The 26,244-nt window shown below is 56.8% G+C and carries 14 protein-coding genes; 7 read left to right on the forward strand and 7 right to left on the reverse strand.

Features of this window, described 5'->3' with window-relative positions; translation table 11 throughout:
* Positions 1-20 precede the first annotated feature (20 nt).
* The 4 genes from ACWWD9_RS01175 to ACWWD9_RS01190 all read right to left on the reverse strand — a co-directional run bounded on the left by ACWWD9_RS01175 (position 21) and on the right by ACWWD9_RS01190 (position 4,869).
* On the reverse strand, positions 21-1,010 hold the full coding sequence (locus ACWWD9_RS01175; RefSeq protein ID WP_455867458.1) for a catalase family peroxidase: 990 nt from the start codon (positions 1,008-1,010) through the stop codon (positions 21-23).
* Between the two features lie 251 nt (positions 1,011-1,261).
* The gene (locus ACWWD9_RS01180) at positions 1,262-2,065 is read right to left on the reverse strand and encodes an EAL domain-containing protein (protein ID WP_013443377.1); all 804 of its coding nucleotides are present in this window, start codon (positions 2,063-2,065) and stop codon (positions 1,262-1,264) included.
* Between the two features lie 101 nt (positions 2,066-2,166).
* Positions 2,167-3,972: a GGDEF domain-containing protein gene (locus ACWWD9_RS01185; protein WP_455867459.1), complete on the reverse strand. Its 1,806-nt coding sequence runs from the start codon at positions 3,970-3,972 to the stop codon at positions 2,167-2,169.
* Positions 3,973-4,233: 261 nt separating this feature from the next.
* The gene (locus tag ACWWD9_RS01190; RefSeq protein ID WP_455867460.1) at positions 4,234-4,869 is read right to left on the reverse strand and encodes a TetR/AcrR family transcriptional regulator; all 636 of its coding nucleotides are present in this window, start codon (positions 4,867-4,869) and stop codon (positions 4,234-4,236) included.
* A gap of 151 nt (positions 4,870-5,020) precedes the next feature.
* On the opposite strand from ACWWD9_RS01190, the gene ACWWD9_RS01195 reads away from it, so the two are divergent.
* The 6 genes from ACWWD9_RS01195 to ACWWD9_RS01220 all read left to right on the forward strand — a co-directional run bounded on the left by ACWWD9_RS01195 (position 5,021) and on the right by ACWWD9_RS01220 (position 15,746).
* A complete protein-coding gene (locus ACWWD9_RS01195) occupies positions 5,021-6,193 on the forward strand; it encodes an efflux RND transporter periplasmic adaptor subunit (RefSeq protein WP_455867461.1) in 1,173 nt (390 codons plus the stop codon).
* Positions 6,194-6,202: 9 nt separating this feature from the next.
* Positions 6,203-9,334 carry an efflux RND transporter permease subunit gene (locus ACWWD9_RS01200; RefSeq protein ID WP_455867462.1) on the forward strand — a complete coding sequence of 1,044 codons (3,132 nt, stop codon included), beginning with the start codon at positions 6,203-6,205 and terminating at the stop codon, positions 9,332-9,334.
* 2 nt (positions 9,335-9,336) lie between these two features.
* The gene (locus tag ACWWD9_RS01205; RefSeq protein ID WP_455867463.1) at positions 9,337-10,740 is read left to right on the forward strand and encodes an efflux transporter outer membrane subunit; all 1,404 of its coding nucleotides are present in this window, start codon (positions 9,337-9,339) and stop codon (positions 10,738-10,740) included.
* A 78-nt stretch (positions 10,741-10,818) separates the two neighbouring features.
* A complete protein-coding gene (pdxR, locus tag ACWWD9_RS01210) occupies positions 10,819-12,285 on the forward strand; it encodes a MocR-like pyridoxine biosynthesis transcription factor PdxR (RefSeq protein ID WP_455867464.1) in 1,467 nt (488 codons plus the stop codon).
* Positions 12,286-12,452: 167 nt separating this feature from the next.
* Positions 12,453-13,103, forward strand: coding sequence for an FMN-dependent NADH-azoreductase (locus ACWWD9_RS01215; protein ID WP_455867465.1), 651 nt, complete (start codon positions 12,453-12,455; stop codon positions 13,101-13,103).
* A 165-nt stretch (positions 13,104-13,268) separates the two neighbouring features.
* Complete coding sequence (locus ACWWD9_RS01220; RefSeq protein WP_455868125.1) at positions 13,269-15,746, forward strand: methyl-accepting chemotaxis protein; 2,478 nt, start codon at positions 13,269-13,271, stop codon at positions 15,744-15,746.
* 114 nt (positions 15,747-15,860) lie between these two features.
* Here the strand turns inward: ACWWD9_RS01220 and ACWWD9_RS01225 are convergent, their stop codons facing one another.
* On the reverse strand, positions 15,861-16,592 hold the full coding sequence (locus ACWWD9_RS01225; RefSeq protein ID WP_455867466.1) for a siderophore-interacting protein: 732 nt from the start codon (positions 16,590-16,592) through the stop codon (positions 15,861-15,863).
* Between the two features lie 35 nt (positions 16,593-16,627).
* Here ACWWD9_RS01225 and ACWWD9_RS01230 point away from each other — a divergent pair, with 35 nt between their 5' ends.
* Positions 16,628-17,098: a MarR family winged helix-turn-helix transcriptional regulator gene (locus tag ACWWD9_RS01230; RefSeq protein ID WP_455867467.1), complete on the forward strand. Its 471-nt coding sequence runs from the start codon at positions 16,628-16,630 to the stop codon at positions 17,096-17,098.
* Between the two features lie 84 nt (positions 17,099-17,182).
* On the opposite strand, the gene ACWWD9_RS01235 is transcribed toward ACWWD9_RS01230, so the two are convergent.
* Together ACWWD9_RS01235 and ACWWD9_RS01240 are read right to left on the reverse strand one after the other, a co-directional pair.
* A complete protein-coding gene (locus ACWWD9_RS01235) occupies positions 17,183-25,906 on the reverse strand; it encodes a GH36-type glycosyl hydrolase domain-containing protein (protein WP_455867468.1) in 8,724 nt (2,907 codons plus the stop codon).
* 28 nt (positions 25,907-25,934) lie between these two features.
* A complete protein-coding gene (locus ACWWD9_RS01240; RefSeq protein WP_013443364.1) occupies positions 25,935-26,063 on the reverse strand; it encodes a hypothetical protein in 129 nt (42 codons plus the stop codon).
* Positions 26,064-26,244 lie beyond the last annotated feature (181 nt).

The following is a 26,244-nucleotide window of genomic DNA, read 5'->3' on the forward strand; positions in this document are numbered from 1 at the left end:
CCCCGTATGGTTGAACTGGATTACTGCAAGCGGCGGCCAAAACTCACGGCATACGCCCCTGGGCGTGCCAGCAGGATGGGGTCATCGCTAGGTTCAATGCCATCGACCAGATTGAGCGGGCTGAACATCACCTGGCGTTCATAGCTCGCTCCGTCTGCCTTGATGTTCTTGATCTGCAACGTGCCCAGCTCCACCACGCGGCGGGTGTCTGGCCAGGTCACGGTAGCGTCATTCAGCGTATCGCCGGCGTCAGCAATCTGTACTGAAATTTTGTAGCTGTATGGGCCATTTTTCAGTCTGGCGGGCAGCTCGTTCATCAGGTAATTGGCATCGGCTGCCTTGGCAGCTTCTGGCGAGAGAAATTTCTGACCAGTCACCGGCTCGATGCGATAGCGGCCATAGTGGGTTTCGCCCTTGGCATTGGTGAACTTGAAGGCATTCACGCCAAAAAACGCCTGGGTGGCAAAACTCTCAGGCGGCAGCTTGGGCGTGGTGACAAATTTCAGCGCGGCGGGATGGCTGCCCAGGTATTTTTCAATGGTGGTGGGCTTGGTTGTTTCCTTGCCGGAGGCGGCAACGGCATTCAGCAGACCTAGAAAATCTTCAGGCGTTGCCGAAGGGAAGCCATTCACCGAGATGCATACGAGGTCAGCCAGGCTTTGGTCAGGCAGGTTGAAACGAATGGCGATACCCTTGGGAAATGCATTGCCATCGGCATCTGGAATATTCGGTACGCCGGTCGCATCGGAATAACGTACGGTGACAGGGTTGGATGTGGTGAAAATGCTGGCCTTGGTAATTTCGGCGGCGCTGGCGGCTGGCGTGAATACGCCCTCGGCGACAATGCCTTTGGCATGGTTGGCGCGAAACTTGGCATGTGGTCCGCCTGATAACTGGGTCAGGGTATCTACCAGTTGTTCGGTGACAGGTTTGGTCGTTTCTTCGGCAAATGCACTGCTGGATAAGCCCGCCAGCAGGACTAACAGCAAAGGTTTTAAGGCAATGTTCATGGAAGCTCCCAATGATATTTATTTTTACAAAGGGTAGAGGCAACCAACTCAAATGTATTGAATAAAATTGACTTTGCTCTACCGGGCTAACGCAATGGCGGCTCGCACTGCAGCCTTGCCTGGCACCACGGGTGATCCCGTAAGGTATTGCTGAGCATGAGTATTACGCGATATGGCAGATTGATCAATTTTGTTTATTTGATCAGTCCATTTGAAAAGTAAAACGCAGCCACGGCATATGGGTGCGGGTGCTATCTCCTGCTATCCCGAACCCGGCGCGATTTGACCAAGGGCCAGACCTCGTCAGGAACAGTAGGCAGACATTCAAAGCCGGGTTTTGCGAAGAAATACCCCTGGAACAAGGTGACCCCTTCGTCGGCCAGGGTAAGACATTCTTCTCGGACTTCAATCCCTTCTGCAATTACTTTGATAGACAGCTCGCGGCAAATCGACAGAATGCCGAATACCAGTGCGCGGCGAACGCGGTCCTGGTGGATATTTCGGGTCATCGCCATGTCCAGCTTGATGATGTCCGGTTGCCAGTCAGCGAGCAGGTTGAGCCCGGCATAGCCCGCACCAAAGTCATCGATGGCGGTGGTGAAGTTGTGTTTTTTGTATTCAATGAAGATATTGCGCAGGTGCTCGTTGTCGATGACGCGCTCGCCTTCCGTGACTTCAAACATGATCCTGTCGGTGGGAAAGTTGACTTCGGCCGCGGCTTCCAGCGTGGCGCGTATGCAGGTTTCCGGCTTGTAGACGGCATTGGGCAAAAAATTGATGCTGAGCATGCCCTGCAAATTCAGCTGTTGTGCCAGGTCGATGGCTTTGACGCGTATGGATTGGTCAAACAGGTAGCGGTTTTCATCATTGAGTTGGGAAAGAATGCTGGCGGCGCCTTCGTTATTGATGCCGCGCACCAGGGCCTCGTAACCAAAGATGCTGCTGTCTGAAATATCCACAATCGGCTGAAACGCCATGGTGAAGTCGATGCCGAGCTTGGTTTTGTCGCGGCATGCCTTGCAGCCCACCGGAACGAAGTTTTCTAATCTACCCATGTATCTGTCTCCAATGCATTGTCTTGCCCAGTCCAATGTCTAATCTAGCATGATTTAAATACAGCTGCCGCACACATTGGAATGGTCGGGGTGGAACACCGTCACAGCAGCGGATATTGTGCCGTAGCGGCAAGCGCGCTGTGGTCAAAGCGCTGTACGCGGTTACGCCCCAGGTTTTTTGCCATATACAGCGCACGGTCTGCCTGTTCGATCATCATATCCAGTGGCGGGTGCTGAAACTGGCTGCAGGTGATGCCTATGCTGACCGTGAGTTTGATCGGCGTTAAGTCTGGTCCAATGTCGACCATGGCGGCCTGGATCAGCGTGCGGATTTTTTCGGCAAACAGGCAGCCCTCTTCCAGATTGCTGTTGCCCAGCATGCAGATAAACTCTTCCCCACCATGCCGCGCCGAGATGTCGTGTATGCGCGAATTATCTTTCAGAATGCCGCCAATAAAGGTTAGTGCCCAATCGCCTGCGGAATGCCCGTAGGTATCATTTACCGTCTTGAAATGATCAATGTCGATGAGCATGATGCAGCTTTCGCAGGCATGCCGTTGTGCCCGGGCGTATTCGATATTGGCAGCCTCATAAAAGCCACGACGATTTTTCAAGCCGGTCAGGAAGTCCGTTGAAGACTGCAGGGTCAGCGTCTTCACCAACTCATCCCGTTCCTGCTCCAGGCCAATACGGACTTTGATCTGACGGTTCAAGGTGTTGATGCCTTCCATTACCTCGTCAATTTCTTCCGGCAGATTGTTTGAATGGCTAATTTCCTGATAATGGCCAGCACTGATCGCTCTGAGCGCGTGAGAGGCCTGCATCATCGGAACCACGACCTGTTGATGAATAATGCGCAGTTTCTTGATAGTCAATGCCAGAAAGACCAGCATCAGAATGCTCACCACACTGAGAGCAAGCAATGCATCTTGTTTGGCCTTGATCGTACTGGCTTCGGCTTCTGCCAACAGCGTATCCCGCAGGGTCAGAATCGAATCCATCAAGGGCACATAGATTTTGTAGAATGTGTCAGGGCTGGGGAGTGTCTGCAGATTCGTGGACGCTTCGATACTATCCAGGTAGGCAGTGGCTTCTACAAAATACTCTTCTTCCATTTTGGCTTTTGCATCGGCAATGGCGATGGGAAGCGCGGCCACGGCAAAGTGAGCGGAGAGGCGCATGTGCAATTCTTCAATATGGCCCTTCAGGCGCTCCAGCTTGAGCTGTTCTTTCAGGGTTCTTTCTCGCTTGAAGCTCAGTGAAGGGGTAAGTGCCGATCCTAATTGCCCCGCATACTCGCGCAATGTGGCGGCCAGGCGAGCTTCGGTAATCAGCAGACTGATATCCGATGACGAGGTGATGACATCGTTGCTAAGGGTCGTGATCAACGGCCTTATGGTGTTTATAAAGCCAACCATGCGTTCGATCTGCGCGCTGACTTGCTCATTTCCGCGTTCCTTCAGCGGAAGGCTTGCCAGCCTATCTATCGTTTTCCTCTCTTGCTCGAGTTCCTGCGCCAGCATGCCAAGCTCACTGATCAGTTTGTTTGGCGTTTTGTTACAGCCTATCGAAGCGCAGAGACGGGCATAAGCGTTATCCGTTTCCTGTCTCGCAAGCTTCAGAGGTTGTCGCAGTTGGCTGTCATCAGCATCGGCATTTCCAAGAATGGCATTGGTTGGCCCGCGCTCACGCGAGAGTTTTTCTGCATAAAGCAACAAAAGCTTGAGTTTGACGGTGGACTGATGGGCTGCACTGGCGCGTCTGAACTCCTGCCACTCCACTGTAATTAGAAAGGCGGCGAGGCTGATCAGTATAAGCAGCGATGAAATGCCGAAAGTAATAAAGCTCTTCATCAGGCTGCTCTTGCCTGTGTGCGGGATGTCGTTCGGATCCAGCGTGCTTACCATCGTGCATGGCCCCATTGCCATCTCGAAAGATCACCTATTCGGAAACGCAATGTTGTTTTTACGATGGCATTGTGGATGAACGGCATGATTTGGCGGCTTTTAGAGGTTATCTGGCTGACCTGTGATTTTTATAAACGCTACCAGTACAAACTGGCTGGCTGTGATGATATCGGCATTTTTTGACAGTACTTAAAGCCGCCACGACGGCATATGCCAAATAAAAAAGGGCCTTGCGGCCCTTGGAAGTCTTTTCTGCCTGTATCAGCGACTGGCAGTTTCGGGAATCTCCTGCTCGAGCATATAGCGAATGATCCTGCGCATCATGGGGATGCTGTGTTGCAGGGAGAGGTCGGGGTTGCGGATCAGCCTAATGGTAAGGCCTTCGAATAACGCTGCCAGCAGATTGCAGGCGGTATCCAGCGACTGTTCCGAGAATGTGGTCTCGCGCTGTTGCAATCCTTTTCGAAGATAATTCTTGATGCTTTCCATGGCGGTGGCCTCTGCCCGCCGGATGATATTGGCGATGCGAGGATTACGCGCAGCCTCGGCCACGATTTCCAGCAGTAGCGCCGCATCGGGATCGTAAAATGCATCGGCCGCGCTTTGCTCCACATCTGCCACCAGGGCATCAAAAATATCGCTCTTGCCTCGGCTTTGCTCTATGCGCTCTGGAATCTGCAATATTTTCAGCAGATCATTTTCCACAATCGCTTCAATAATGGCCTCTTTATTTTCAAAGTAGTGATAAATGTGGCCCACGCTCATGCCGGAGGCTTTGGATAATTGGGACATGCTGGTGCCGTGAAAACCATGCGCGCGGAAGCATTCCGTGGCGGCCGTCAGCACCTGGTTACGCCTTAGGTCGGCGCGGCTGATGGGGGGCTGGGAAGTGGTCATTGCTTCTCCTAACTTCAAATAACTTCAAAAAATGTAAAAAATTTGCCTTTTGCGTAGTTTATATTAGAATGATCGCTCAATCTAGAATGATTGATCTAAATTTTACGTGTTCTGTGCAATTCGTGCCTTCACGGGGTTAAAGGAAAGCCAAATGAAATCCAATGTAAAACACATACGCCTGTCAGCCACACTGCTGATATTGATCGCTGGGAATGCGCTCCTGGCAGGATGTCATCAGGGAGGCGCGCCCGCACAAACCTCTTCAGGCGCGGCACAGGTTGAAGTCGTGACAGTTCAGCCGCAGTCGGTCAATCTGACGACCGAACTGCCCGGACGCACCTCACCTTTCCTGGTGTCGGAGGTACGTCCACAGGTTGGCGGCATTCTGCAGAAACGCTTGTTTGTAGAGGGCGCTGATGTGAAAGCTGGTCAGCCCTTGTATCAAATTGATCCGGCCACTTATAAGGCGACACTGGATAGCGCACAGGCCAGCCTGAACAAGGCCGAGGCCAATCTGGTGGCGGCAAAGAGCAAGGCAACGCGCTATGGCGAATTGTCGACCATACAGGCCGTCAGCAAACAGGATCTGGAAGACGCCCAATCCTCACTGGGACAAGGGCAGGCGGATGTTGATGTTGCCAAGGCAGCCTTGCAGACCGCGAGAATTAACCTGGGATTCACTAGCGTCATTGCCCCGATTTCTGGTCGGGTGGCCAAGTCCAATGTGACGCCAGGGGCGCTGGTGACCGCCAACCAGGAGACCGCGCTGACCACCATTCAGCAGCTTGATCCCATCTATGTGGATGTAACCCAATCCAGTGCCGAATTGTTAAGGCTGCGTCATCAATGGGAAAGCGGTCTGTTGAAAAAGGCGGGCGAAAATCAGGCCGAAGTAAAACTGGTGCTCGAAGATGGCAGCACTTATAGCCTGAACGGCAAGCTTGCCTTTACCGATATTACCGTGAGCCAGACCACTGGCACCGTCACCCTGCGTGCGGTCTTCCCTAACCCCAAGGGTGTATTGCTGCCCGGTATGTATGTGCGTGCCGTGCTGGAACAAGGTGTGGATGACCGCGCCATCCTCGTGCCTCAAGGCAGCGTGAGCCGCGACTCCAAAGGTAACCCCACCGTGTTTGTACTGCGGGATGGCAAGGTGGAAATCCGCAATATCGAGGCAGACCAGACCCATGGTGATCAATGGCTGGTGCATAAAGGCCTGAATGCCGGTGATCAGGTGATTGTGAGCGGCTTGCAAAAGATACGTCCGGGCATGCCGGCACAGGTGGTTTCGCCCAATAAAACCAGCGCTAGCAAGCAAATCTAGGGGCTGATCATGTCAAAATTCTTTATTGATCGTCCCATTTTTGCCTGGGTGATCGCCATCGTGATCATGCTGGCGGGCGTGCTTGCCATCCGCTCGCTGCCGATTGCCCAATACCCAATGATTGCCCCGCCCGCGGTTTCCATTACGGCCACTTATCCGGGCGCGTCAGCCAAAGCGGTTGAAGACAGTGTCACGCAGGTGATCGAGCAGAAGATGAAAGGTATTGATCACCTGACATATATGTCATCCACTAGTGACTCATCTGGTAGCGTGACCATTACCCTCACCTTTGATGCAGGCACCAATCCAGATATTGCCCAGGTGCAGGTGCAGAACAAACTGGCGCTTGCGACGCCGCTATTGCCAGAAGATGTGCAGCGGCAGGGGGTGCAAGTCGCCAAGGCTTCCAGCAACTTCCTGATGGTGGTGGGCTTTATTTCGGAAGACAACAGCATGTCCAATATCGACCTCGGCGATTATGTCGGTTCGAATATCCAGGACATACTCAGTCGCGTGAATGGCGTAGGGGATACCCAGCTGTTTGGCAGCAAATATGCCATGCGCATCTGGCTGGATCCTGCCAAGTTGCATAACTATGCCCTGACCCCAGCGGATATCAGTAACGCTATCACGGCACAAAATGCCCAGGTGTCGGCAGGTCAGATTGGGGGCATGCCCGCCAGTCAAGGGCAGGCCTTGAACGCGACAGTGACGGCGCAAAGCCGCCTGCAGACCCCGGAGCAGTTCGGCGACATTCTTCTGAAAAGTACCACGGATGGCGCGGCTGTGAGGCTGCGTGATGTTGCCCGTGTAGAACTGGGTGGCGAAAGTTATGATGTTGTGGCCCGCTATAACGGCAAACCGGCCACAGGTCTGGCGATCAAGCTCGCCACGGGTGCCAATGCGCTGGATACGGCAGAAGCGGTCAAAGCCAAACTGGCCGAACTGGAGCCTTTGTTTCCGCAAGGCATGAAAGCGGTGCTGCCGTATGACACCACTCCCTTTGTCAAAATTTCGATAGAAGAAGTGGTGAAAACACTGATCGAAGCCATTGTTCTGGTGTTCATCGTGATGTATGTGTTCTTGCAGAATTTTCGCGCCACTCTTATCCCGACCATTGCTGTTCCCGTGGTGCTGCTTGGCACGTTTGGCGTGCTGGCTGCAGCAGGTTTCTCTATCAACACGCTCACCATGTTTGCCATGGTCCTGGCGATCGGCTTACTGGTCGATGATGCGATTGTGGTGGTCGAGAACGTAGAGCGGGTGATGCAGGAAGAAGGGCTATCACCGAAGGAGGCCACACGCCGTTCCATGGAGCAAATCACGGGGGCCTTGATCGGTATTGCCCTGGTGCTTTCCGCGGTATTTGTGCCCATGGCATTTTTCGGTGGCTCCACCGGCGTGATTTATCGCCAGTTCTCCATCACCATCGTGTCGGCCATGGCGCTTTCCGTGCTGGTGGCATTGATACTGACCCCCGCCTTGTGCGCCACTTTGCTCAAGCCCCATCGCCATGGCGACACAAAACGCAGCCTGGCCAGCCGATTGTTCGGCGGCTTCAATCGTGGTGTTGAACGTACAACCAGGTTGAATCAATCCTTGGTAAGACGCATGCTGAATGGTCTGGGCCGCTATGGTCTGGTGTATGGCCTGATCGTGTTGGTCATGGGCGTGCTCTTTACGCTCTTGCCTTCGTCTTTCTTGCCGGATGAGGATCAGGGCATTCTGTTTACCCAGGTGATATTGCCAGCAGGCGCCACCACCGAGCGCACCCAAGCCGTGTTGCAGCAAGTGGAACGGCATTTTCTGCAAGATCAGAAAGAAGCGGTTAAATCGGTGTTTACCGTATCCGGCTTCAGTTTCGGCGGTAGCGGGCAAAACAACGGTCTTGCCTTTGTCAGCATGAAGGACTGGTCTGAACGCAAGCGCCCCGATCTGAAAATATCCGCCGTGGCGGGCAAGGCCATGGGCTACTTCTCGCAAATCCGCGAAGCCATGGTCTTTGCATTCATTCCGCCGGCCGTGGTGGAACTGGGCAATGCCACGGGCTTTGACCTGCAATTGCAGGACCGCGCCGGTCTGGGCCACGACGCCCTGATGCAGGCACGCAACCAGCTGCTGGGCATGGCGTCGGCCAACCCGGCATTGGTTGGCGTTCGGCCCAACGGGCAGGAAGACGCTCCTGAATACAAGCTGGATATTGATCGGGCCAAAGCCAATGCGCTGGGTATTTCGCTAGCGGATATCAATTCCTTGCTATCAACTGCCTGGGGTAGCTCATATGTCAACGACTTCATTGACCGTGGCCGTATCAAGCGGGTTTACCTGCAAGGCGATGCTTCATCCCGCATGGACCTCGAGGATTTTGACAAATGGTTCGTCAAGAATGCCAACGGTGAAATGGTGCCATTCTCCTCATTTGCCACCGCGCACTGGGCGTATGGCTCACCACGGCTGGAGCGGTATAACGGCTTGTCGTCGACCGAAATCATGGGCTCCCCTGCGCCCGGGCACAGTACTGGCGAAGCCATGGCAATCATGGAGTCACTGGCTGCCAAATTGCCCCCCGGCATAGGCTATGAGTGGACTGGTCTTTCCTATCAGGAGCGCATGACAGGTTCGCAGGCGCCAGCACTTTATGCCCTGTCACTGTTGATCGTGTTCCTGTGCCTCGCGGCCTTGTATGAAAGCTGGTCTATCCCGTTTGCGGTCATGCTGGTGGTGCCACTGGGGGTCGTCGGTGCCTTGATCGCCGCATCCTTGAGAGGGCTTTCCAATGATGTGTATTTCCAGGTCGGCCTGTTATTGACCATAGGCCTGTCGGCCAAGAATGCGATTCTGATTGTGGAGTTTGCCAAGGAGCAGATGGAACAAGGCAAGGAGATGGTGGAAGCCACGCTGGAAGCCTTGCGATTGCGCTTCCGGCCGATTGTGATGACTTCGCTGGCGTTCATCCTCGGTGTATTGCCACTGGCGGTCTCCAGCGGAGCAGGCTCTGGTGCGCAGAACGCACTGGGTACCGGCGTAATCGGCGGCATGATTACCGCTACCGTGCTGGCAGTCCTGTTTGTACCGCTGTTCTTTGTAGCGGTGCGCAGAGGTGTTCAATGGATAAGCGAACGCAGCAAAAAGGAACAATGAAAATGAACAAGCATAGTTATCCTCTTGGAATCGTCGCCCTCATGCTGGCCGGGTGCATGAACATGCAACCCAAATACGAACGGCCAGCGGCGCCGATTCCCGCCCAGTGGCCAGCCACGGCGGATGCCGTGCAGAAGCAGGCCGCGGCGCCCGCGGTATTGGGCTGGGAGCAGTTTTTCACCGACCCGGACCTGAAAAGGCTGATACGGCAGGCGCTGGAAAACAATCGTGACCTGCGCGTGAGCACCTTGAATATCGAAAAGGCGCGCGCCCAGTATCAGATTCAGCGCGCAGACCTGTTCCCCAAGATCAATGCGACGGGCAGTGGCAGCAATCAGCGTACGCCAGCGGCAGCATCCACCACTGGCTCCACGTTGCTGACCCATCAGTATTCGGCCAACCTGGGTTTTTCGTCGTATGAGCTGGATTTCTTTGGCCGCGTCCGCAGTCTGCGTGACCAGGCGGTCTACCAGTATCTATCGACCGAAGAAGCCAAGCGTAGCGCCCAAATCACGCTGGTGGCCGAGGTGGCGAATGCCTATCTCACCATGGTGGCGGATATGGAAAGCCTGGAGTTGGCCCGGCAGACCTTGCGCACGCAGCGCGAATCCTACGACATGACCAAGCGCCAGCTGGAATTTGGCAGCGTTACCGAGCTCACCTTGCGGCAAGCTGAAACCAGTGTGGAGTCCGCACGGGCCGATGTTGCCAAATACATGACCCAGGTGGATCAGGATAGAAATGCCCTGGTGCTGCTGGTGGGAACCGCGCCTGAGGTCAATCTTGACGAGATGCGCTCGCTGAAGGCCGTCTCTCAAACTGCGACCCTCCCTGATGGCTTGCCTTCTACCGTGTTGCAAAACCGCCCCGATGTGCTGGAAGCCGAGCGCGATCTTCAAGGCTATAACGCCAATATTGGCGCGGCGCGGGCTGCGTTTTTCCCGACGATTTCGCTCACCGCCAGCGCAGGGGTGGCCAGCAATGAGCTGGGGAGTCTGTTTAACGGGAGCAATCGGGCCTGGAGTTTTGCACCGCAAATCGTGTTGCCCATCTTCAATGCCGGGCTCAATAAAGCCAATCTGAAAGTAGCGGAAGTGAACCGCGATATCAGCGTGGCGCAATACGAAAAAGCCATCCAGACTGCCTTCAAGGAAGTATCTGACTCGCTGGCCCAGCGTGCCACGCTGGAAGAGCAGTTATCCGCCCAAACTGCGCTGGTGAATGCGACGGAAAGAAGCTTCACGCTATCCCGCCTGCGCTTCGAAAAAGGCCTGGATAATTACCTGACCGTGCTGGATTCACAACGCAGCTATTACTCTGCCCAGCAGAATCTCATCACGGTGCGGCTGTCGGATGTATCCAACCAGGTCACGCTGTATAAGGTGTTAGGGGGCGGGGCGTTCTGAGTGTTGGGCTGATACATCGCCAATCACTGGCCTGCAAGGCATAATGAAAACTTCATTATTTATGCATTGCACTGGGCCATGGTGGAAAAGTCAGCCACATTAATCACGCTGAACAAGGCGGCTGCAGAGCCCATACACCTGCAGATTTACACGCGGTTCAAAGAGGCCATTGAAAGCGGCCTGCTGAATGATGGGGACCGCGTGCCCTCCACCCGGGTGCTGGCCAGTGCGCTTAACGTGGCGCGCGGCACGGTGGAAACGGCGTATTCCATGCTACTGGGCGAGGGCATTTTTGTGTCGAAGGGGCAGGCGGGTTCGTTTGTGCATGCGCCCTTTCGGCCCGCGGGCAAAGCCACCTCTGCACCTGTGCGGCCCCCGCAGGCTTCCTCTTTCTCGCATGCGGGTTCCGGCCCGGTGGCAAGCGGGCCTTCGCATGTCTTTCTCCCGGGCAGCCCGGCGTATGATGCCTTTCCCAGAAAAGTATGGTCCCGACTGGCTTCAAGACGAATGCGCAGTCTGTCGGCCCATGATTTTTCTTATCGCGATCCCCTGGGTTATTTGCCGCTGCGGCAATCGATAGCCACTTACCTTCGCTTGTCGCGCGGGGTGGTGTGCGAGCCCCAGCAAGTGTTTATCACGGTGGGTTACCAGGGCGCGCTGGATTTTCTCTCGCGCTGCCTGAATCTGCGGGGTGCCGATGTCTGGATGGAAGACCCGGGCTACATCCTGGCAACCCGCATGCTGGCCGACCTGGGCGCGCATCTGGTGCGGGTGCCGGTGGATCAGGAGGGCATGGTGGTGTCAGAAGGCATACGCATGTCGCCCAAGGCCCGCCTGGCGATCGTGACGCCATCGCATCAAAGTCCACTCGCCATGGCCTTGTCCTGGTCGCGCCGCATGCAGTTGCTGGATTGGGCAGGCAGCACCGGCGCCTGGGTGATTGAAGACGACTACGACGGCGAGTTTCGTTATTCCGGTTACCCCTTGCCCTCACTGAAAAGCCTGGATCAATATGACCGCGTCATCTATGCAGGCACCTTCAGTAAAACGCTCTTCCCTGCCCTGCGCCTAGGGTATCTGGTGATGCCGCACAGCCTGGTGGATAGTTGCACCGAGAAAGCCCAGCTCTATCCGCTGGGCAGCTCCATCGGCCCCCAGCTCGTCGTCAACGACTTCATCGCCGAGGGGCATTTTTCACGGCACCTTAAAAAAATGCGGTCTTTGTATGCTGAGCGGCGGGAGATGACCAGCAAGGTGTTGATGGATGTACTGGGCGACCTCATTGAAATCAACGCGCACAAGAACGGCATGCATTTCGCCGCCAGGATCACCAGCCAGCATGCGGATCAGGCTATTGCCGACGGCTTCAACCAGCTAGGCTATGGCATACATGCCTTGTCCCGCTGGACAGCCAATCCCGGTCAGTCGGCGCATTTGCCTGGCATACACTCTCCGCATAACGGCCTCATCATCGGCTTCACCAATATCCCGAATGCCAGGACGGCGGAGCTTGCCGCGCGGCAGCTGCAAACATTTTTTACCTGAGTCCGACGTCTTTTGCCTGCCTGAGCATTTCTGCTTCCTGGTGCCGCCTTAGATATCCGGCACCATTCATGGCCTACCCAAATACGCATTTTTTGGCTCTGTATCCGTCACGGCGCACTCCTTACCATCGTCACATGTTTAATCATGACGAAAAGGCAGTGACTGAAATGAGACTGATGCATGTAGACGCGAGCCCCAAGCGCCAGCTTTCCAACTCGAAAATGTTGTCCGCGTATTTTGTGGAAACCTTGAAAAAGCGTATTCCCGGGCTGACAGTCGATTACCTTGATTTGTCCGTTGAGACACCGCCGCATGTGAGCGGGGACTTTGCCAAGGCAACCTACACGCCTGCCGCAGAGCGCACCGACGCCATGAAAAAGACCCTGGAATATTCGGACCAGCTCTGCGCGCGTGTATTGATGTCGGACCTGCTGGTATTCGCCATGCCCATGTACAACTTCTCCATGCCATCCAGCTTCAAGGCGTTTATCGACAATCTGGTGCGTACCAACCTCACCTATAACTTTCATGAGGACGGCACTACGACCGGCAATCTCACCCGCCAGAAAACCCTATTCATCACCGCCAGGGGCGCTGACCTTCGGCCCGGCCTCAGCCCCTGGTCGCATATGGATGCCCTCACCCCGGCATTGAAATCCCCTTTTGCCTTTCTGGGCGTGGAAAATCCCTGGTTTGTTGACGCGCAGCCCCTGCAGTTTTCGGATCAGGTGGCCCGTGAAGAGGCTTTGAAACGTGCCCGCAGCGAGCTGGATGCTGTTGCTCAGGAATGGCTGAACAGCATCGCCAGACTGCAGTGATTAAAGCGCGGTTCATGAGGCTGGGTTAATAAGAGAAAGATCAAAACATGCGCTATTAATCGTGCAAAGGGTGGGGGCATAAGGTATGCAGCCCATATCGATGCAGCTTAAAGAGTATGAGAAAGTCGACGTAGTAGTAGCTACGTACACTCTTATAAGCTATCTATTTTGCTTTCGCGCCTCTTCTCAAAAAAAACAGCACGTGATCTTGAGCTACTGAATCTGCAACGTCAGTTAACTGCAATTGGCAATTCTCAAGGCGTTGTCGAATTCAGCATGGATGGGCATTTGATTACGGCCAACCAGAGGTTTCTGGATATCCTTGGTTACTCCTTGAATGAAGCCCTTGGTAAGCCGCACAGCACCTTTGTGGATGCGGAAACCCGAAACAGCAGCGAGTATCGGCAACTATGGGAGCGCCTGCGCTCCGGTCAATACGATGCCGGTGTCTACAAGCGCATGGGCAAGGGTGGCAAGGAGATCTGGCTGCAAGCCTCATACAACCCCGTACTGGATGCGGATGGCAAACCCTGCAAGGTTATCAAGTACGCCACGGACATTACAGCCCAGCAGCTAAAGGCGCTGGATGCTGACGGTCAGCTGGCGGCAATCGGCAAGTCGCAAGGCGTGATTGAGTTCAATCTGGACAGCACAGTAATCACGGCCAACCAGAAGTTTCTGGATATCATGGGGTACTCGCAGGAAGAGGCTGCGGGCAAACCGCATAGCACGTTTGTGGATATGGAAACCCGCAATAGCCGCGAGTATCAGCAGCTTTGGGAGCGCCTGCGCGCGGGCCAGTACGATGCCGGAATTTATAAACGCATCGCCAAAGGCGGCAGGGAAGTCTGGCTGCAAGCCTCCTACAATCCCATCTTTGACTTGCATGGCAAACCGTTCAAGGTCGTCAAATATGCGACCGACATTACCGAGCAGGCATTAAGAAATGCCGACCTTTCAGGGCAGTTGGCTGCGATCGGCAAGTCGCAAGGCGTGATCGAGTTCAATCTGGACAGCACCATCATCACGGCCAACCAGAAGTTTCTGGATATCATGGGGTACTCGCAGGAAGAGGCTACGGGAAAACCGCATAGCACGTTTGTGGATGAGGCTACTCGCAACAGCCGCGAGTATCAGCAGCTTTGGGAGCGCCTGCGCGCGGGCCAGTACGATGCCGGAATTTATAAACGCATTGCCAAAGGCGGCAGGGAAGTCTGGCTGCAGGCTTCTTACAATCCCATCTTCGACTTGAATGGCAAGCCATACAAAGTCGTCAAATATGCGACCGACATCACCGAGCAGGAACTAAGAAATGTCGATTTTTCGGGCCAGCTGGCGGCGATTGGTAAATCGCAAGGTGTCATCGAGTTCAGCCTGGATGGCACGGTGCTCACCGCCAACCAGAAGTTTCTCGATATTCTCGGCTACTCATTGCAAGAGGCGGCAGGCAAGCCGCACAGTCTGTTTGTGGATGCTGAGTCCCGCAACAGCCTTGATTATGCCCAATTCTGGGAGCGCCTGCGTTCCGGGCAATACGATGCCGGTGTATACAAACGCATGGGTAAGGGCGGCAAGGAAGTCTGGCTGCAGGCCTCTTATAACCCCATCTTTGATCTGAATGGCAAGCCATACAAAGTGGTCAAGTACGCGACGGATATTACTGCACAGGTGTTAAGCACTCAGGTAATGAACCGTGCTGTTGAAGAAACGCAGGCGATTGTCGCTGCCGCTAAAACGGGGGATCTGACCAGTCGCATTGTGCTCGATGATAAAACCTCTGAGTTGCGCATCCTGTGCGAGGGCGTCAATGCGTTGATCGATAACATGGCGGGCATCATTACGCAGATCAAGCGCTCCAGCGATACCATTTCCACCTCGGCCAATGAAATTGCGACAGGGAATAACGACTTGTCTCAGCGTACGGAAAAGCAGGCATCCATGCTGCAGGAAACCGCTTCCAGTATGGATGACCTGGCGTCGACCGTGCGACAGAATGCCAGTAGTGCCAAGCAAGCCCATCAGCTCGTACAAAGTGCTTCTGAAATCGCGATCAAGGGCGGTGATGTGGTGAATGAAGTTATCCAGACCATGTCCGGCATCAGCGAGAGTTCGAGAAAAATCGTCGATATCATCAGCGTGATTGATGGCATTGCCTTTCAGACGAATATTCTTGCGCTTAATGCGGCGGTAGAGGCTGCACGTGCCGGCGAGCATGGCAGAGGCTTTGCAGTGGTGGCAAGTGAGGTACGCAATCTGGCCCAGCGCTCGGCCTCCGCCGCCAAGGAAATCGCGCAGCTGATCACCATCTCGGTAGAAAAAGTGAAGGATGGCTCCACACTGGTGGGCGAAGCCGGGGCAACCATGAATGACATTGTGGCCTCCGTGCAGAGCGTCACCAATATCATGGCAGAAATCACCAGTGCCTCCAGTGAGCAAAGTACGGGTATTGCTCAGGTGAATGTCGCCATCAGCAATATGGATAGCGTGACCCAGCAGAATGCGGCGCTGGTGGAGGAGGCCGCTGCGGCCGCCATGTCGCTGGCGGATCAGGCGAATATCCTGATGGAAACTGTCGCGCGATACAAAGTCGAGGCCGGTAGCTCCCTATCTGCCCGCCCCTTGCTGGCAGTGGTAGGTCGATAAAACGGAGGGTATCGTGGCGGGTTTTATCCCTTAACCAACCCCCCGTTTAGTTTTCTCCTGCGCCAGAGCGCCAACTTGATGGCTATCTGGCGCCCGGCGCTGCGAAACGGCTGCCTAGATTTTCTCGTGAAAATCACGCGCGCCTTTTTTCCAGTAGGCAGCTACTTTCATGCGTTCTTTGGGCAGCCCTAGCGCCAGCAGTCTGCTGCGCACCTCAAGCATGCTGCTGTGTTCCCCCGCGGCCCAGACAAAGCCCTCGCCCTCTGGCCACGCCAGTGCTTCCAGCATTTCATGCAGCATGGCAGGCGTTTCCGGCCATTTGATGATGGCGCCCGCAGGCCGTTTGAGCTGGCGGCGGTCTTCTGCCTCCCCGATTTGAATCAGGGCGATGGTATGTGCATTCTCCGGCAGTTCCTCCAGTCGACGCGCAATTGCTGGCAGGCTGGAGGCATCCCCTATCAAGACATGCCAGTCAAGATCCTTGGGGATAATCATGGAGCCTTTGGGGCCTGCGATGGTCGCCTGATCACCAGGCTTGGCAAGCGCCGCCCAATAAGCGGCATCGCCATCCGCGTGCATGGCAAATTCGATGGTCAGCGTACGGTCACCTGCACGGAAGGAGCGGGGAGTATAGTCGCGCCGTACCCGTTCGCCATGCTGGTTGGTGAAGATAAACTTGATGTGGTCATCAAACGACAGACTGTTGAAACCCGCCAGGCTCTCGCCTGCAAAGGTCACTGCCACAAAGCCCGGCGTGGGTTTTTCTACACGAGACACGACAACTTCTCTAAACTCGATGGGGAAGCGCACCTTTTCAAATACGCGCTCAGTGATTAATGTTTCCATATATCCACTCTTTTTAGTTGATAATATCAACCATAATGCAAAACAAAGTAGACAATGTCAACTATAAGTTGAGCGATGCTCATGGCCTTTTTGAGCAATTGCATCTCCTGATGCATGTGTTTCGCGCACAGCAATTCCGTCTGATTCGTGAACAGGCGCTGGACATGACGCATATGGAATACAAGGCGCTGGGGTTTTTTGCGCGGCATCCCCATGCCACATTGAGCGATCTCGTCACCCACTCGGGACGCGATAAAGCCCAGCTCGCACGGCTGATCACGGACCTTCGCAAAAAGGGCCTGCTGGATGCCCAGCCCGATGAACATGACCGCCGCAGCACCCGGCTCAATCTATCTGCGCAAGGGGCTGCCATCATCCACGGACTGCAGGAAGCGGAGCATGCACTGTCGGCGCAGGCGGTGCAGGGCTTGAGTGAAGAAGAGCATCAGCAATTGTTGCGCTTGCTGAAGAAGGTAGGCGGCAATCTCGACAAATCCCAGGAGTAATACAACCCTGGGGCCGCACATGGCTGAGGGCCCCGTTGTATGGTGTGCACGACGAGGCTCAGTCATGTCTCAGGCCCGCACGATTCACCCCTCCAGATGAATCTCCATCACATGGTCTACCCCGTCATTGACCAGCATCAGGGTGTTGGGCGGCCAGCCTTCCATCAGTTGCCCATCCAGCCATATCTGCTTCATGACGTTGTGGTGGCTGCCGGTACAGCGGAAGTTGAGCTGGTAATGCGTTTGCTGATAGCGATAGCGGATCTGATACGTGGTCCAGTCAGCGGGGATGCGCGGATGGATGAGCAGGCGATCTTCGCGTAACTCCAGCCCTAGCAGGGTTTCCAGGCCCAGGCGATACATCCAGCCTGCCGCGCCGGTGTACCAGCTCCAGCCGCCACGGCCCATGTGCGCTTCTGCCGTATAAATATCTGCACTCATCACATAAGGCTCCACCTTGTAACGCAGCATGTCTTGCGGGTGGCTGCCATGATGAATGGGGTTCAGCATGCCATATAGCGCCCAGGCCTGTTCGGTGTCGCCTTGCATAGCGTAGGCCATGCTGGCCCACACGCCGGCATGGGTATATTGCCCGCCATTTTCGCGGATGCCGGGTACATAGCCCTTGATATAGCCGGGTTGCAGGCTGGAGGTATCAAATGCCGGAGTCAGGAGGCGAATGAGCTTTTCATCGCGCATGACCAGGCGTTCATTCACCGCTTTCATCGCCATGCGCGCGCGCATGGGGTTGCCGCCGCCGGAGATGATGGCCCAGCTCTGGCTGATGGAATCGATCTGACATTCGCTATTGCTGCTGGAACCCAATGGTGGGCCATCGTCAAAATAGGCGCGGCGGTACCAGCTGCCATCCCAGGCATGGGCTTCAATATGCTGGCGCAACAGGGCGGCCTGCCCGGTGCAGAATTCGGCAAAGGCGCTATCGTGGCGGCTTTGCGCCAGGGCGGCAAACTGGGTCAGATTGTCAAACAGGAACCAGGCCAGCCACACGCTCTCGCCCTGACCTGCCCGGCCGACCAGATTCATGCCATCGTTCCAGTCGCCACAGCCCATGAGCGGCAACTGGTGCACGCCAAAGCGCAAGCCATGGCGGATGGCCCGCACGCAATGCTCGTAAAGCGTGGCTTCTTCGGCCGAGCGTTGCGGCTGGTCGTAATAAGACTCTTCTTCCTGATTCAGCAGACGCCCTTCCAAGAAGGAAATGCGGCTATCCAGCACGGCTGCATCGCCCGTGGTCTGCACATAACGGCAGGTGGCGTAGGGCAGCCACAGATAATCATCCGAGAAGTGGGTGCGTACGCCTTGCCCGGCGGGCGGATGCCACCAGTGCTGCACATCGCCCTCACTGAACTGGCGTTCGGCGCAGGTGATGAGCTGCTGACGTGCCAGCCCTGGCGTGGTGTGCACCAGCGCCATGGTGTCTTGCAGCTGGTCACGGAAACCATAAGCCCCACCGGATTGGTAGTAACCACTGCGTGCCCATATGCGGCACGCCAGCGTCTGGTAAAGCAGCCAACCATTGGTGAGAATATCCATGGCTCGATCAGGCGTTGTTACCTGCACCGCACCCAGGGTCACCTCCCAGTAAGCCTTCACCTTTTCCAGGGCCGCATCGGCACCGGCAGGTCCGCAATATTGCTGAATATAGTGGTGCACTTCGTCGGTATTGGCGCCCGCGCCGAATACAAAAACGACTTCGTGTGTCTGCCCTTCGGCCAGCTCCAGTGGCGCCTGAATGGCGGCACAAGGGTCCAGGCAGGCACCCGTGCGGCCTGACAAGCGCTTGCGTTGCATGGCAGCGGGCTTGGCGAGTGTGCCATTACGCCCGATAAACTCGGCGCGGTTGCCCGACATGGAGCGCTCACTCAGGTTAACCTGGGCAAATACCACGCGATTCGCACACTCCTGGCCATACTGGTTGCGTGCCAATAAGGCGTGGTTGTGGGGGTCGATTTCGGTCACCACGTGCATCATGTTGGCATGGCGCCACTGCCCCAGCACCAGCTCCCAGTAGCCAGTGAGCGATAGCTTGCGCGCGCGGCCCGAGTGATTGCTCAATTTGATCACCACAAACTTGACGGGCGCATCCATGGCAACAAAGGTGGTCAGCTCGGAGCGTATGCCCGCTTCTTCATGCTCGAATACGCTATAGCCGAAACCATGACGGCAGACATAGCCTGACAGGCCGCGCGCCGGCAAGGGCGTCGGTGACCAGAAAGCGCCGGATTCTTCATCACGTACATAAAAAGCCTCGCCGCTGCTATCGCTCATGGGGTCGTTATGCCAGGTGGTGAGGCGGAATTCGTGTGCGTTCTCAACCCAGGTATAGCTGCTGCCGCTTTCGCTGATCACCATGCCGATATGCGGGCTGGCGATCACATTTGACCATGGTGCCGGGGTTGTCGCACCGGGCGGCAGGGTGATGATGTATTCGCGCCCGTCCTCGGAGAATCCGCCCAGGCCATTGAAGAACTGGCGCGATGGCGCAAGCAGCGGCACGTTGGGGGTGCTTTCATGCGGCAATACCGGCTGCAGCATATCGGATACCCGCTCGCTGGAGACGCGGCGATCAATCTGCTCAATCAAGGTATCCGCCGTATCATGCAACACCACACGGGCGACCGAGAGCAGCAGTACACGGGCATCTTCCGAAAGCTCCTCCGCCCGACGAATGAAGATGCCACCCGGTTTATCCATGACCTGCGCTTCGGAGCCGGTATTGATCAGCCCCATGATCTGGTCGTGCAGCAGGGCGCGATAGCCGGAAAAATCCTCATTGATGATCACCAGATCGACCACCAGCCCCTTCATGCGCCAATAGGCATGGGCTTGTAGCGCCTGCTTCACCAGATTCAGGCGGCTGATATCGCCCACCCGCAGCAGCACAATCGGCAGATCACCGGAAATGCCAAAGCGCCACAGGCCGGATTGCCCCTGCTGATTGCGCAGGATGACGGCAGACGGCGCCCGGCGCAAAGCGCTGGCATAAATGATGGAGGCAGCCAGGCGTGCATAGGTCTGGGCATCGGCCTCGCTGGCATTGATCAGGCGCAATACTTCCTGGCTATGAAACCAGGCCATCTCGAATGCGCGGTCCACGAAGTGGCGATCACAGTATTTATCCAGCAGAGCAAGTGCCTGCTCACGGGTATCTGCCACGCCGGAAATAATCTGGATGACGGCCGAAGCATCGGCGGGCAGGCTGATATTGCAACGGATGGCGACGATAGGATCCAGCACGGAGCCTGCGCTATTGGAGAGCAGTGCTGGTCCGGCGCGACTATCCATGACTACCGGATGGCTGGCGGTACGTCCGCGCCCGATAAACTGGGCGCGGTCTGTTTCAAACGACAAGGTGCCGGCCACCGCTCCGGGGGCTGCCAGCAGATGGAACATCCATGGCACCTGCTCCTCAGGCGTGCGCGGGCGGCGCGTGCAGAGAATGGCCTGGCGATCTGCCAGAATCTCGGTTTGCACAAACAGATTGCTGAACGCCCGGTGCGCCAGATCGGCATTCAGCGGCGCCAGCACCACCTCGGCATAGGTAGTGATTTCAATGCGCCTGTGCCGTGAGGATAGATTCGCCAGCGTCACGCGGCGGATTTCGACATCATCTTCCGGTGAGACGCTGATCTCGGTGTGGGTTTCAATGGCCTGGTCGCGCAGGCGGTACTCGGCTCGCCCCTGAACGAAAATCGCCTCAAAACTATCGGTTTTGCCATGGGTGGGCTGGTAAGCACTTGACCAGTAATAGCCGGTATCGCGATCGCGCAGGTAAATGAAGGTACCAAAGCCATCCATGGTGGCATCTTCACGCCAGCGGGTAATGGCCAGATCACGCCAGCGGCTGTAGCCGCCACCGGAGTTGGTGACCATGACATGGTAATGGCCGTTGGACAGTAAATGCACTTCTGGCAGGGTGGTGTGCGGGTTGGTAAGCACTCGCATGAGAGAACCACGGTCTGCCACCGGAGGCCTGGCGGCCGCACTTACTTCTGCGGCATGCGGATGCAAGGTGTCGCCCTTCTTGGGCACGCGCTCCTGCAGCAGCAAGGCCGTAGCCTGGACGGCAGGGGCCGCCATGAAGCGGCGCTGCATGGGTGCATCGCGCAGCACATGGTCAAACGCCAGCAAGCTCATGCCCTGATGGTGCACCATGTAAGACTTCACCACCGCATGGGTTTTGCCGCGCGGCACGCGTGACGGCGTGTAATCGATGGCTTCATAAAAGCCGAACTGCCCGCTAAAGCCCAGGCCCGCCATGGCTTGCAGGTTACGGCAGGCCTCGCGTGGCATGACGATCAGCGCCAGCGCCGTGGCGTAAGGGGCAATCACCAGATCATCTGCCAGGCCGCGCTTGAAGCCCAGACCAGGCACGCCAAATGCCCGATACTGATAGACATGGCTGGCGTCAGTGGCGTTGTAGCAGGATTCGGAAATGCCCCAGGGGATGCCGCGCTGCCGCCCATATTCAATCTGGCGCAACACCACGGCTTTGCAGGTCTGGTCCAGCAGGGTGTTGTCGTAGCTGGGCATCATCAGTCGTGGCATCAGGTATTCAAACATGGAGCCGCTCCATGAGATCAGGCTCAGTTCGCCGCCCTGGCTGGTCAGCAGGCGGCCGAGGGTGAACCAGTGCTTCTGCGGCAGCTTTCCTTCGGCGATGAACAGAAAGCTGGCGAGGCGTGCTTCCGAGGCCAGCAGATCGTAGCAGGAGGGGTCGCGCCTGCGTTCGCGCACGTCGTAGCCTATGCTCAATAAACCACTCTCGGCGTCATACAAGAAGTCGGCATCCATGACCGCCAATTGGGCACATTGCGCCATCAGGTCATCAATACGCGCATGGCGCGACTGGCTTTCGTGGGGTGCGCTCCCGTCATCCGGCACATGATGAGGGCTGGATGACAGCAGCGATAACTCCTGATAGGCCGCCAGGCATTGCTTGTCCAGTGCGTCTAGCCAGGTGCCGAGCTGCGCGTCGGTGTTTCCTTCGTTAGCCAGTGATATCGCCAGCGCAGCGGCGCTGTCGTGCAGTTGCTCCAGTATCGTGAAGGCGGCAGTCGGACTGGGTAAGGCAAGGCCAGGCGCGCAAAGCGCGTTCAGCTGCTTGCGCAGCCAGCTGAGGTGCGATTGGGCATCAGCGCCAGCGGTGGCAGGCACATGCTCCTCCAGCACCTGAAAGGTATCTTGCAAGCCGTGGAATGTCTGCGACGGTAGCGTGGTCTGCTTTTTCAACTCCAGCAGGCCCATTTGCAGGGTTAGCAGGCAGCCCGCCAGATTGCCGCTATCCACGGACGAGACATAGTGTGGGCGCAGCACTTCCAGCGTGCGGGTGTCATACCAGTTGTAAAAGTGGCCGCGATAGCGCTCCAGCAAGGCCATGGTGGATAGCGTGTGCTCGCTGCGCGTGATCAGCTCCCCGGCCGAAAGATAGCCCAGGTCATAGGCCGCCAGATTGGAGGTCAGGGCCATGCCGATATTGGTGGGTGAGGTGCGGCTCGCGATCATGCCCGCGGGGAATTCCTGGAAATTATCCGGCGGCAGCCAGTGATCATCCGGCCCGACCAGGGTGGCGAAATACTGCCAGGTACGCCGCGCCTGCTTGCGCAGGAACAACCGCTGTTCGGATGTAAGCTCGGCTGTGGTCTTGGGCAGCGGCAGGCTGATGCGCCAAGCGATGACGGGCGCGATGAACCACGCGAGCAAGACAGGCAGGATGACTTGCCAGGCAATCACTTGCCCTTGTTGCATGAGCCCGAGCAGGCTGGCAAACAGCGCGATGGCGAGGAAAGGCGCTATCCACATTTCCTGTACAAAGTCGCGCAGGGTGCGTTTGGCATTGCGCACGGCATAGGCGCGGGTATGCCATAGCAACAGCCCGCGGCGGGTAAACAGCATGCGCAAGCCGGAGCGCAGTATCGCATCGAGCGCAATCAGGGCTTCATAAGGCAAAAATACCAGGGTCAGCAGACCTGTCGACAGCGGTGGCATTATGGATTTGCCGGTCTGCGTCAGGTGCACAAGCCAGTCGCGGTCATCGGGTTTATGCCTGAGATCCACCAGGCTGGTCAGTAGCATGGGCGCAAACAGCACGATGAGGATGAGACTGGTCCAGAATATGGCGTCGCCTACCCCGAGCAGCCAGCCGCTTGCCAGCAGCATGAGCAAGGCGGGGGCCACCATGCTGCGTCGCAGATTGTCGAAGATTTTCCATATCGAGAGCGCGTTGATCGGATTAGCGGCGCGTTGTCCGCGCTCACCGCTTTCGCCCGCCGGACCGGGTACGCGCGGGAAAAGCCAGCCCACCAGCTGCCAGTCGCCGCGCATCCAGCGATGTCGGCGGCTGACATCTGCCAGATAACTGGCGGGGTAGTCCTCAATCAGCACCACATCGCTCACCAGCGCCGAGCGGGCATAGCCACTCTCCAGCAGATCGTGGCTCAGGATCAGGTTGTCCGGAAACTGCTGGTCCACCACCTGGCGAAAGGCATCCACATCGTAGATACCCTTACCGATAAAGGAGCCCTCACCAAACAGATCCTGATACACATCCGATATCTCGCGCGTATAAGGGTCTATGCCGGACTCCCCGGCAAACAGCCGGGTAAACCAGGAAGATGTGGCACTGGTCAGGCTGGTGGCGGCGCGTGGCTGCAAAATCGCATAGCCCTCCACAATACGGCCGCGCCTGGCGTCATACACCGGCCGATTCAGCGGGTGTGCCATATTGCCGACCAGAGTGCGCGCGGTATCGCGAGGCAGCTGGGTGTCGGTGTCCAGGGTGATCACATAGCGCACGCGCGGGAACAGCGTTGTATCGCCGAAAATCTCGGCAAACGCGGCCTGCCCGCTGCCGCGCAGCAGCGCATTGAACTGCTCCAGCTTGCCGCGCTTGCGTTCATAGCCCATCCATAAGCGTTCCACCGGGTTCCAGGTGCGCGGGCGATGCAGCAGGTAAAAGATGCAGGGGCGGTCATCGCGATAAGTCGCGTTAAGCGTGGCAATCGCCTGATGCGCATGGGCCAGCAAGGCCGCATCCGTCGGCAGGCTGTCGGTCAGTGCATCGGGAAAGTCGGTGAGCAGGGCAAAGTAAAGCTGGGCATCGCGATTCCCCAGATAGCGTATTTCCAGCGCTTCCATGTAAGCATCAATTGCGGCCATCGAGGTGAGCAGCGTGGGCACGATGACCATGGTGCAATGCTCGGGCGGGATGCCTTGCGAAAAATCCAGCCGCGGCAATACACGCGGCCTGAGCATCCAGGTGGCTACCAGATTGACCAGCGTGACCGACAAGGTGGAAAGACCAACCATGCTGAGCACGGCAAACAGCCAGTAATACATGCCGCCCAGCGCCAGCGGTTGCAGCTGGCGCAGTACGATGAACGCGGAGAGCGCCGTCAGCAGCGCCATTGGCGCCAGATACACCAGCAGCCGGTGGCGCAGATAAAACTGTCGCGCCGGTATCTTCCAGGAGGGTGGGCGGCCCATGGCTTTTTCCAGCACGGGCAAGCCGTGATCGACCAGAAAATAGCCGACATGGGCCGAGCGGTGTGCTGCTCCCTGGCTTGCTGCTGCCAGCCTGGCCTGTGTAATGGCCGCTTCGGCGACTACAGACTCGGCTTTGCCGCAACGGCGCGCCACATCTTCAATCACATGTCGGTAACGGTCCCGCGTGGTGAAGTCCTGCACGGCATACATGGCTGCCGGGTCATTGCGCAAGACCTGCTCGACCTTGCTGAGCGACTCCACATAATTACGCCAGTCCATGGTGCCGATAAAGCGCAGGCTGCTGATGCTGTTGGCAATCGAAATCTGGTTGGCGGCGGCGGTGCGGCTGGCCGCCTCGGAAAGCTGGGTGGCGGTGACGCCCTGCTCCTGCAGCTTGTGCTCTACCCACGCTTGCACAAAAGCCATGGCCGAGCCATGCGCTTGCAGGCGCGAGTAAAACTCCTCTACAAACGGCGCGGTCAGCGGCACGTCGGCATTGGCAAACTCGGCCAGCAATTGAATCAACAGCTGCGGCTCCTGCTCCGCGGTCGTCAGCATGCGGTCCGCCCAGGCGATGGCAGCATCGCGCTCTTCGCGGCGGCGGGCAATGCGTACGCCCACCCGGCGCAGGTTTTCCAGCAGCGCCAGTTGCAGCATGATGGGGAATGCCCACAGCTCGCCCAGGCGCAATACCTCTACGCTCTGGTAAGCCTCCACTACCTGGCTGGCGTTGTCGTTATCCACGCGGCCATCCATATGCGAAATCAGCGCCAGCGCCAGATCATAAATGCGCGGAAACCCGGCCGAGATGCCATTCGCCAGCCGTGGCAGCTGGCGACTGTAGCCGCGTGGCAAGTGCCGTTTTGCCAGGCTGATCTGTTGCTCGATCAGGTAAAAGTTATCCAGTAGCCAGCTTTCGGCGGGCACCAGATGCTGGCCCTCCGTCGCCGCGGTGGTCACGACTTCATAGGCTGCCAGAAGCACTCGTGCATTGTCTGCCAGTCGGGGCAGCAGGTGGTCCGGACCCGGCCCCGGCGTCAGCACATGCTGGGTGGCCAGCATGGCGGCATGCCGTTTCAGTTGTTCTATGCTGAACAATTCGGAGCGCAACAATTCCGTATCCTGCTCACTATGCCGGGGATGGCGGGGTCGCGACGAAAAGCCGAGTTCCTTGATGATGATCTGCTCCTGGTGAAAGTGCGGCCAATCACCGTGCGAAGGTAGCGGCGCGGTTATTGAATGGCAGAGTGTTGCTGGCTTGCGGAAGGGACGAGTGGGTAGCGATTGCCATGAAGCAGGCATGCTTGCCTGCGTTTCATGGCCGATGAGATCAGTGCTTGTCGGGCGTTAAAAATGGCTTGATGTCATCTTTTTTGGTTTTTTTGGCGGCGCGCTTTTCCTTGGCGCTCATCACGGGTTTTTTCTTGTCGGCTTTGTTGCTTTTCTGTTCCTTGCTCATGCTCGATACTCCTGAAAAGGGAAGGGAATGCATAGGGAATGCCCAGATTGGCAGGAAGGGAATGGATCTGCCCGGGCAGCTTTCCGAGCTGTTACTTTTAGCCTGAATTTTCAGGTCTGTCTGTGCGCCACCAGACAGACAGGCGGTGGATTGCCAAACTTGATTGCCGCGCCTGGTCTAT

The organism is Methylovorus sp. SPW-M1 (genome assembly GCF_053848825.1).

Excerpts from the sequence above, each read along its gene's own strand:
- ACWWD9_RS01175 (WP_455867458.1), bottom strand. The coding sequence starts at position 1,010 with ATGAACATTGCCTTAAAACCTTTGCTGTTAGTCCTGCTGGCGGGCTTA.
- ACWWD9_RS01180 (WP_013443377.1), bottom strand. The coding sequence starts at position 2,065 with ATGGGTAGATTAGAAAACTTCGTTCCGGTGGGCTGCAAGGCATGCCGC.
- ACWWD9_RS01185 (WP_455867459.1), bottom strand. The coding sequence starts at position 3,972 with ATGGTAAGCACGCTGGATCCGAACGACATCCCGCACACAGGCAAGAGC.
- ACWWD9_RS01190 (WP_455867460.1), bottom strand. The coding sequence starts at position 4,869 with ATGACCACTTCCCAGCCCCCCATCAGCCGCGCCGACCTAAGGCGTAAC.
- ACWWD9_RS01195 (WP_455867461.1), top strand. The coding sequence starts at position 5,021 with ATGAAATCCAATGTAAAACACATACGCCTGTCAGCCACACTGCTGATA.
- ACWWD9_RS01200 (WP_455867462.1), top strand. The coding sequence starts at position 6,203 with ATGTCAAAATTCTTTATTGATCGTCCCATTTTTGCCTGGGTGATCGCC.
- ACWWD9_RS01205 (WP_455867463.1), top strand. The coding sequence starts at position 9,337 with ATGAACAAGCATAGTTATCCTCTTGGAATCGTCGCCCTCATGCTGGCC.
- pdxR (WP_455867464.1), top strand. The coding sequence starts at position 10,819 with ATGGTGGAAAAGTCAGCCACATTAATCACGCTGAACAAGGCGGCTGCA.
- ACWWD9_RS01215 (WP_455867465.1), top strand. The coding sequence starts at position 12,453 with ATGAGACTGATGCATGTAGACGCGAGCCCCAAGCGCCAGCTTTCCAAC.
- ACWWD9_RS01225 (WP_455867466.1), bottom strand. The coding sequence starts at position 16,592 with ATGGAAACATTAATCACTGAGCGCGTATTTGAAAAGGTGCGCTTCCCC.
- ACWWD9_RS01230 (WP_455867467.1), top strand. The coding sequence starts at position 16,628 with ATGCAAAACAAAGTAGACAATGTCAACTATAAGTTGAGCGATGCTCAT.
- ACWWD9_RS01235 (WP_455867468.1), bottom strand. The coding sequence starts at position 25,906 with ATGCCTGCTTCATGGCAATCGCTACCCACTCGTCCCTTCCGCAAGCCA.
- ACWWD9_RS01240 (WP_013443364.1), bottom strand. The coding sequence starts at position 26,063 with ATGAGCAAGGAACAGAAAAGCAACAAAGCCGACAAGAAAAAACCCGTG.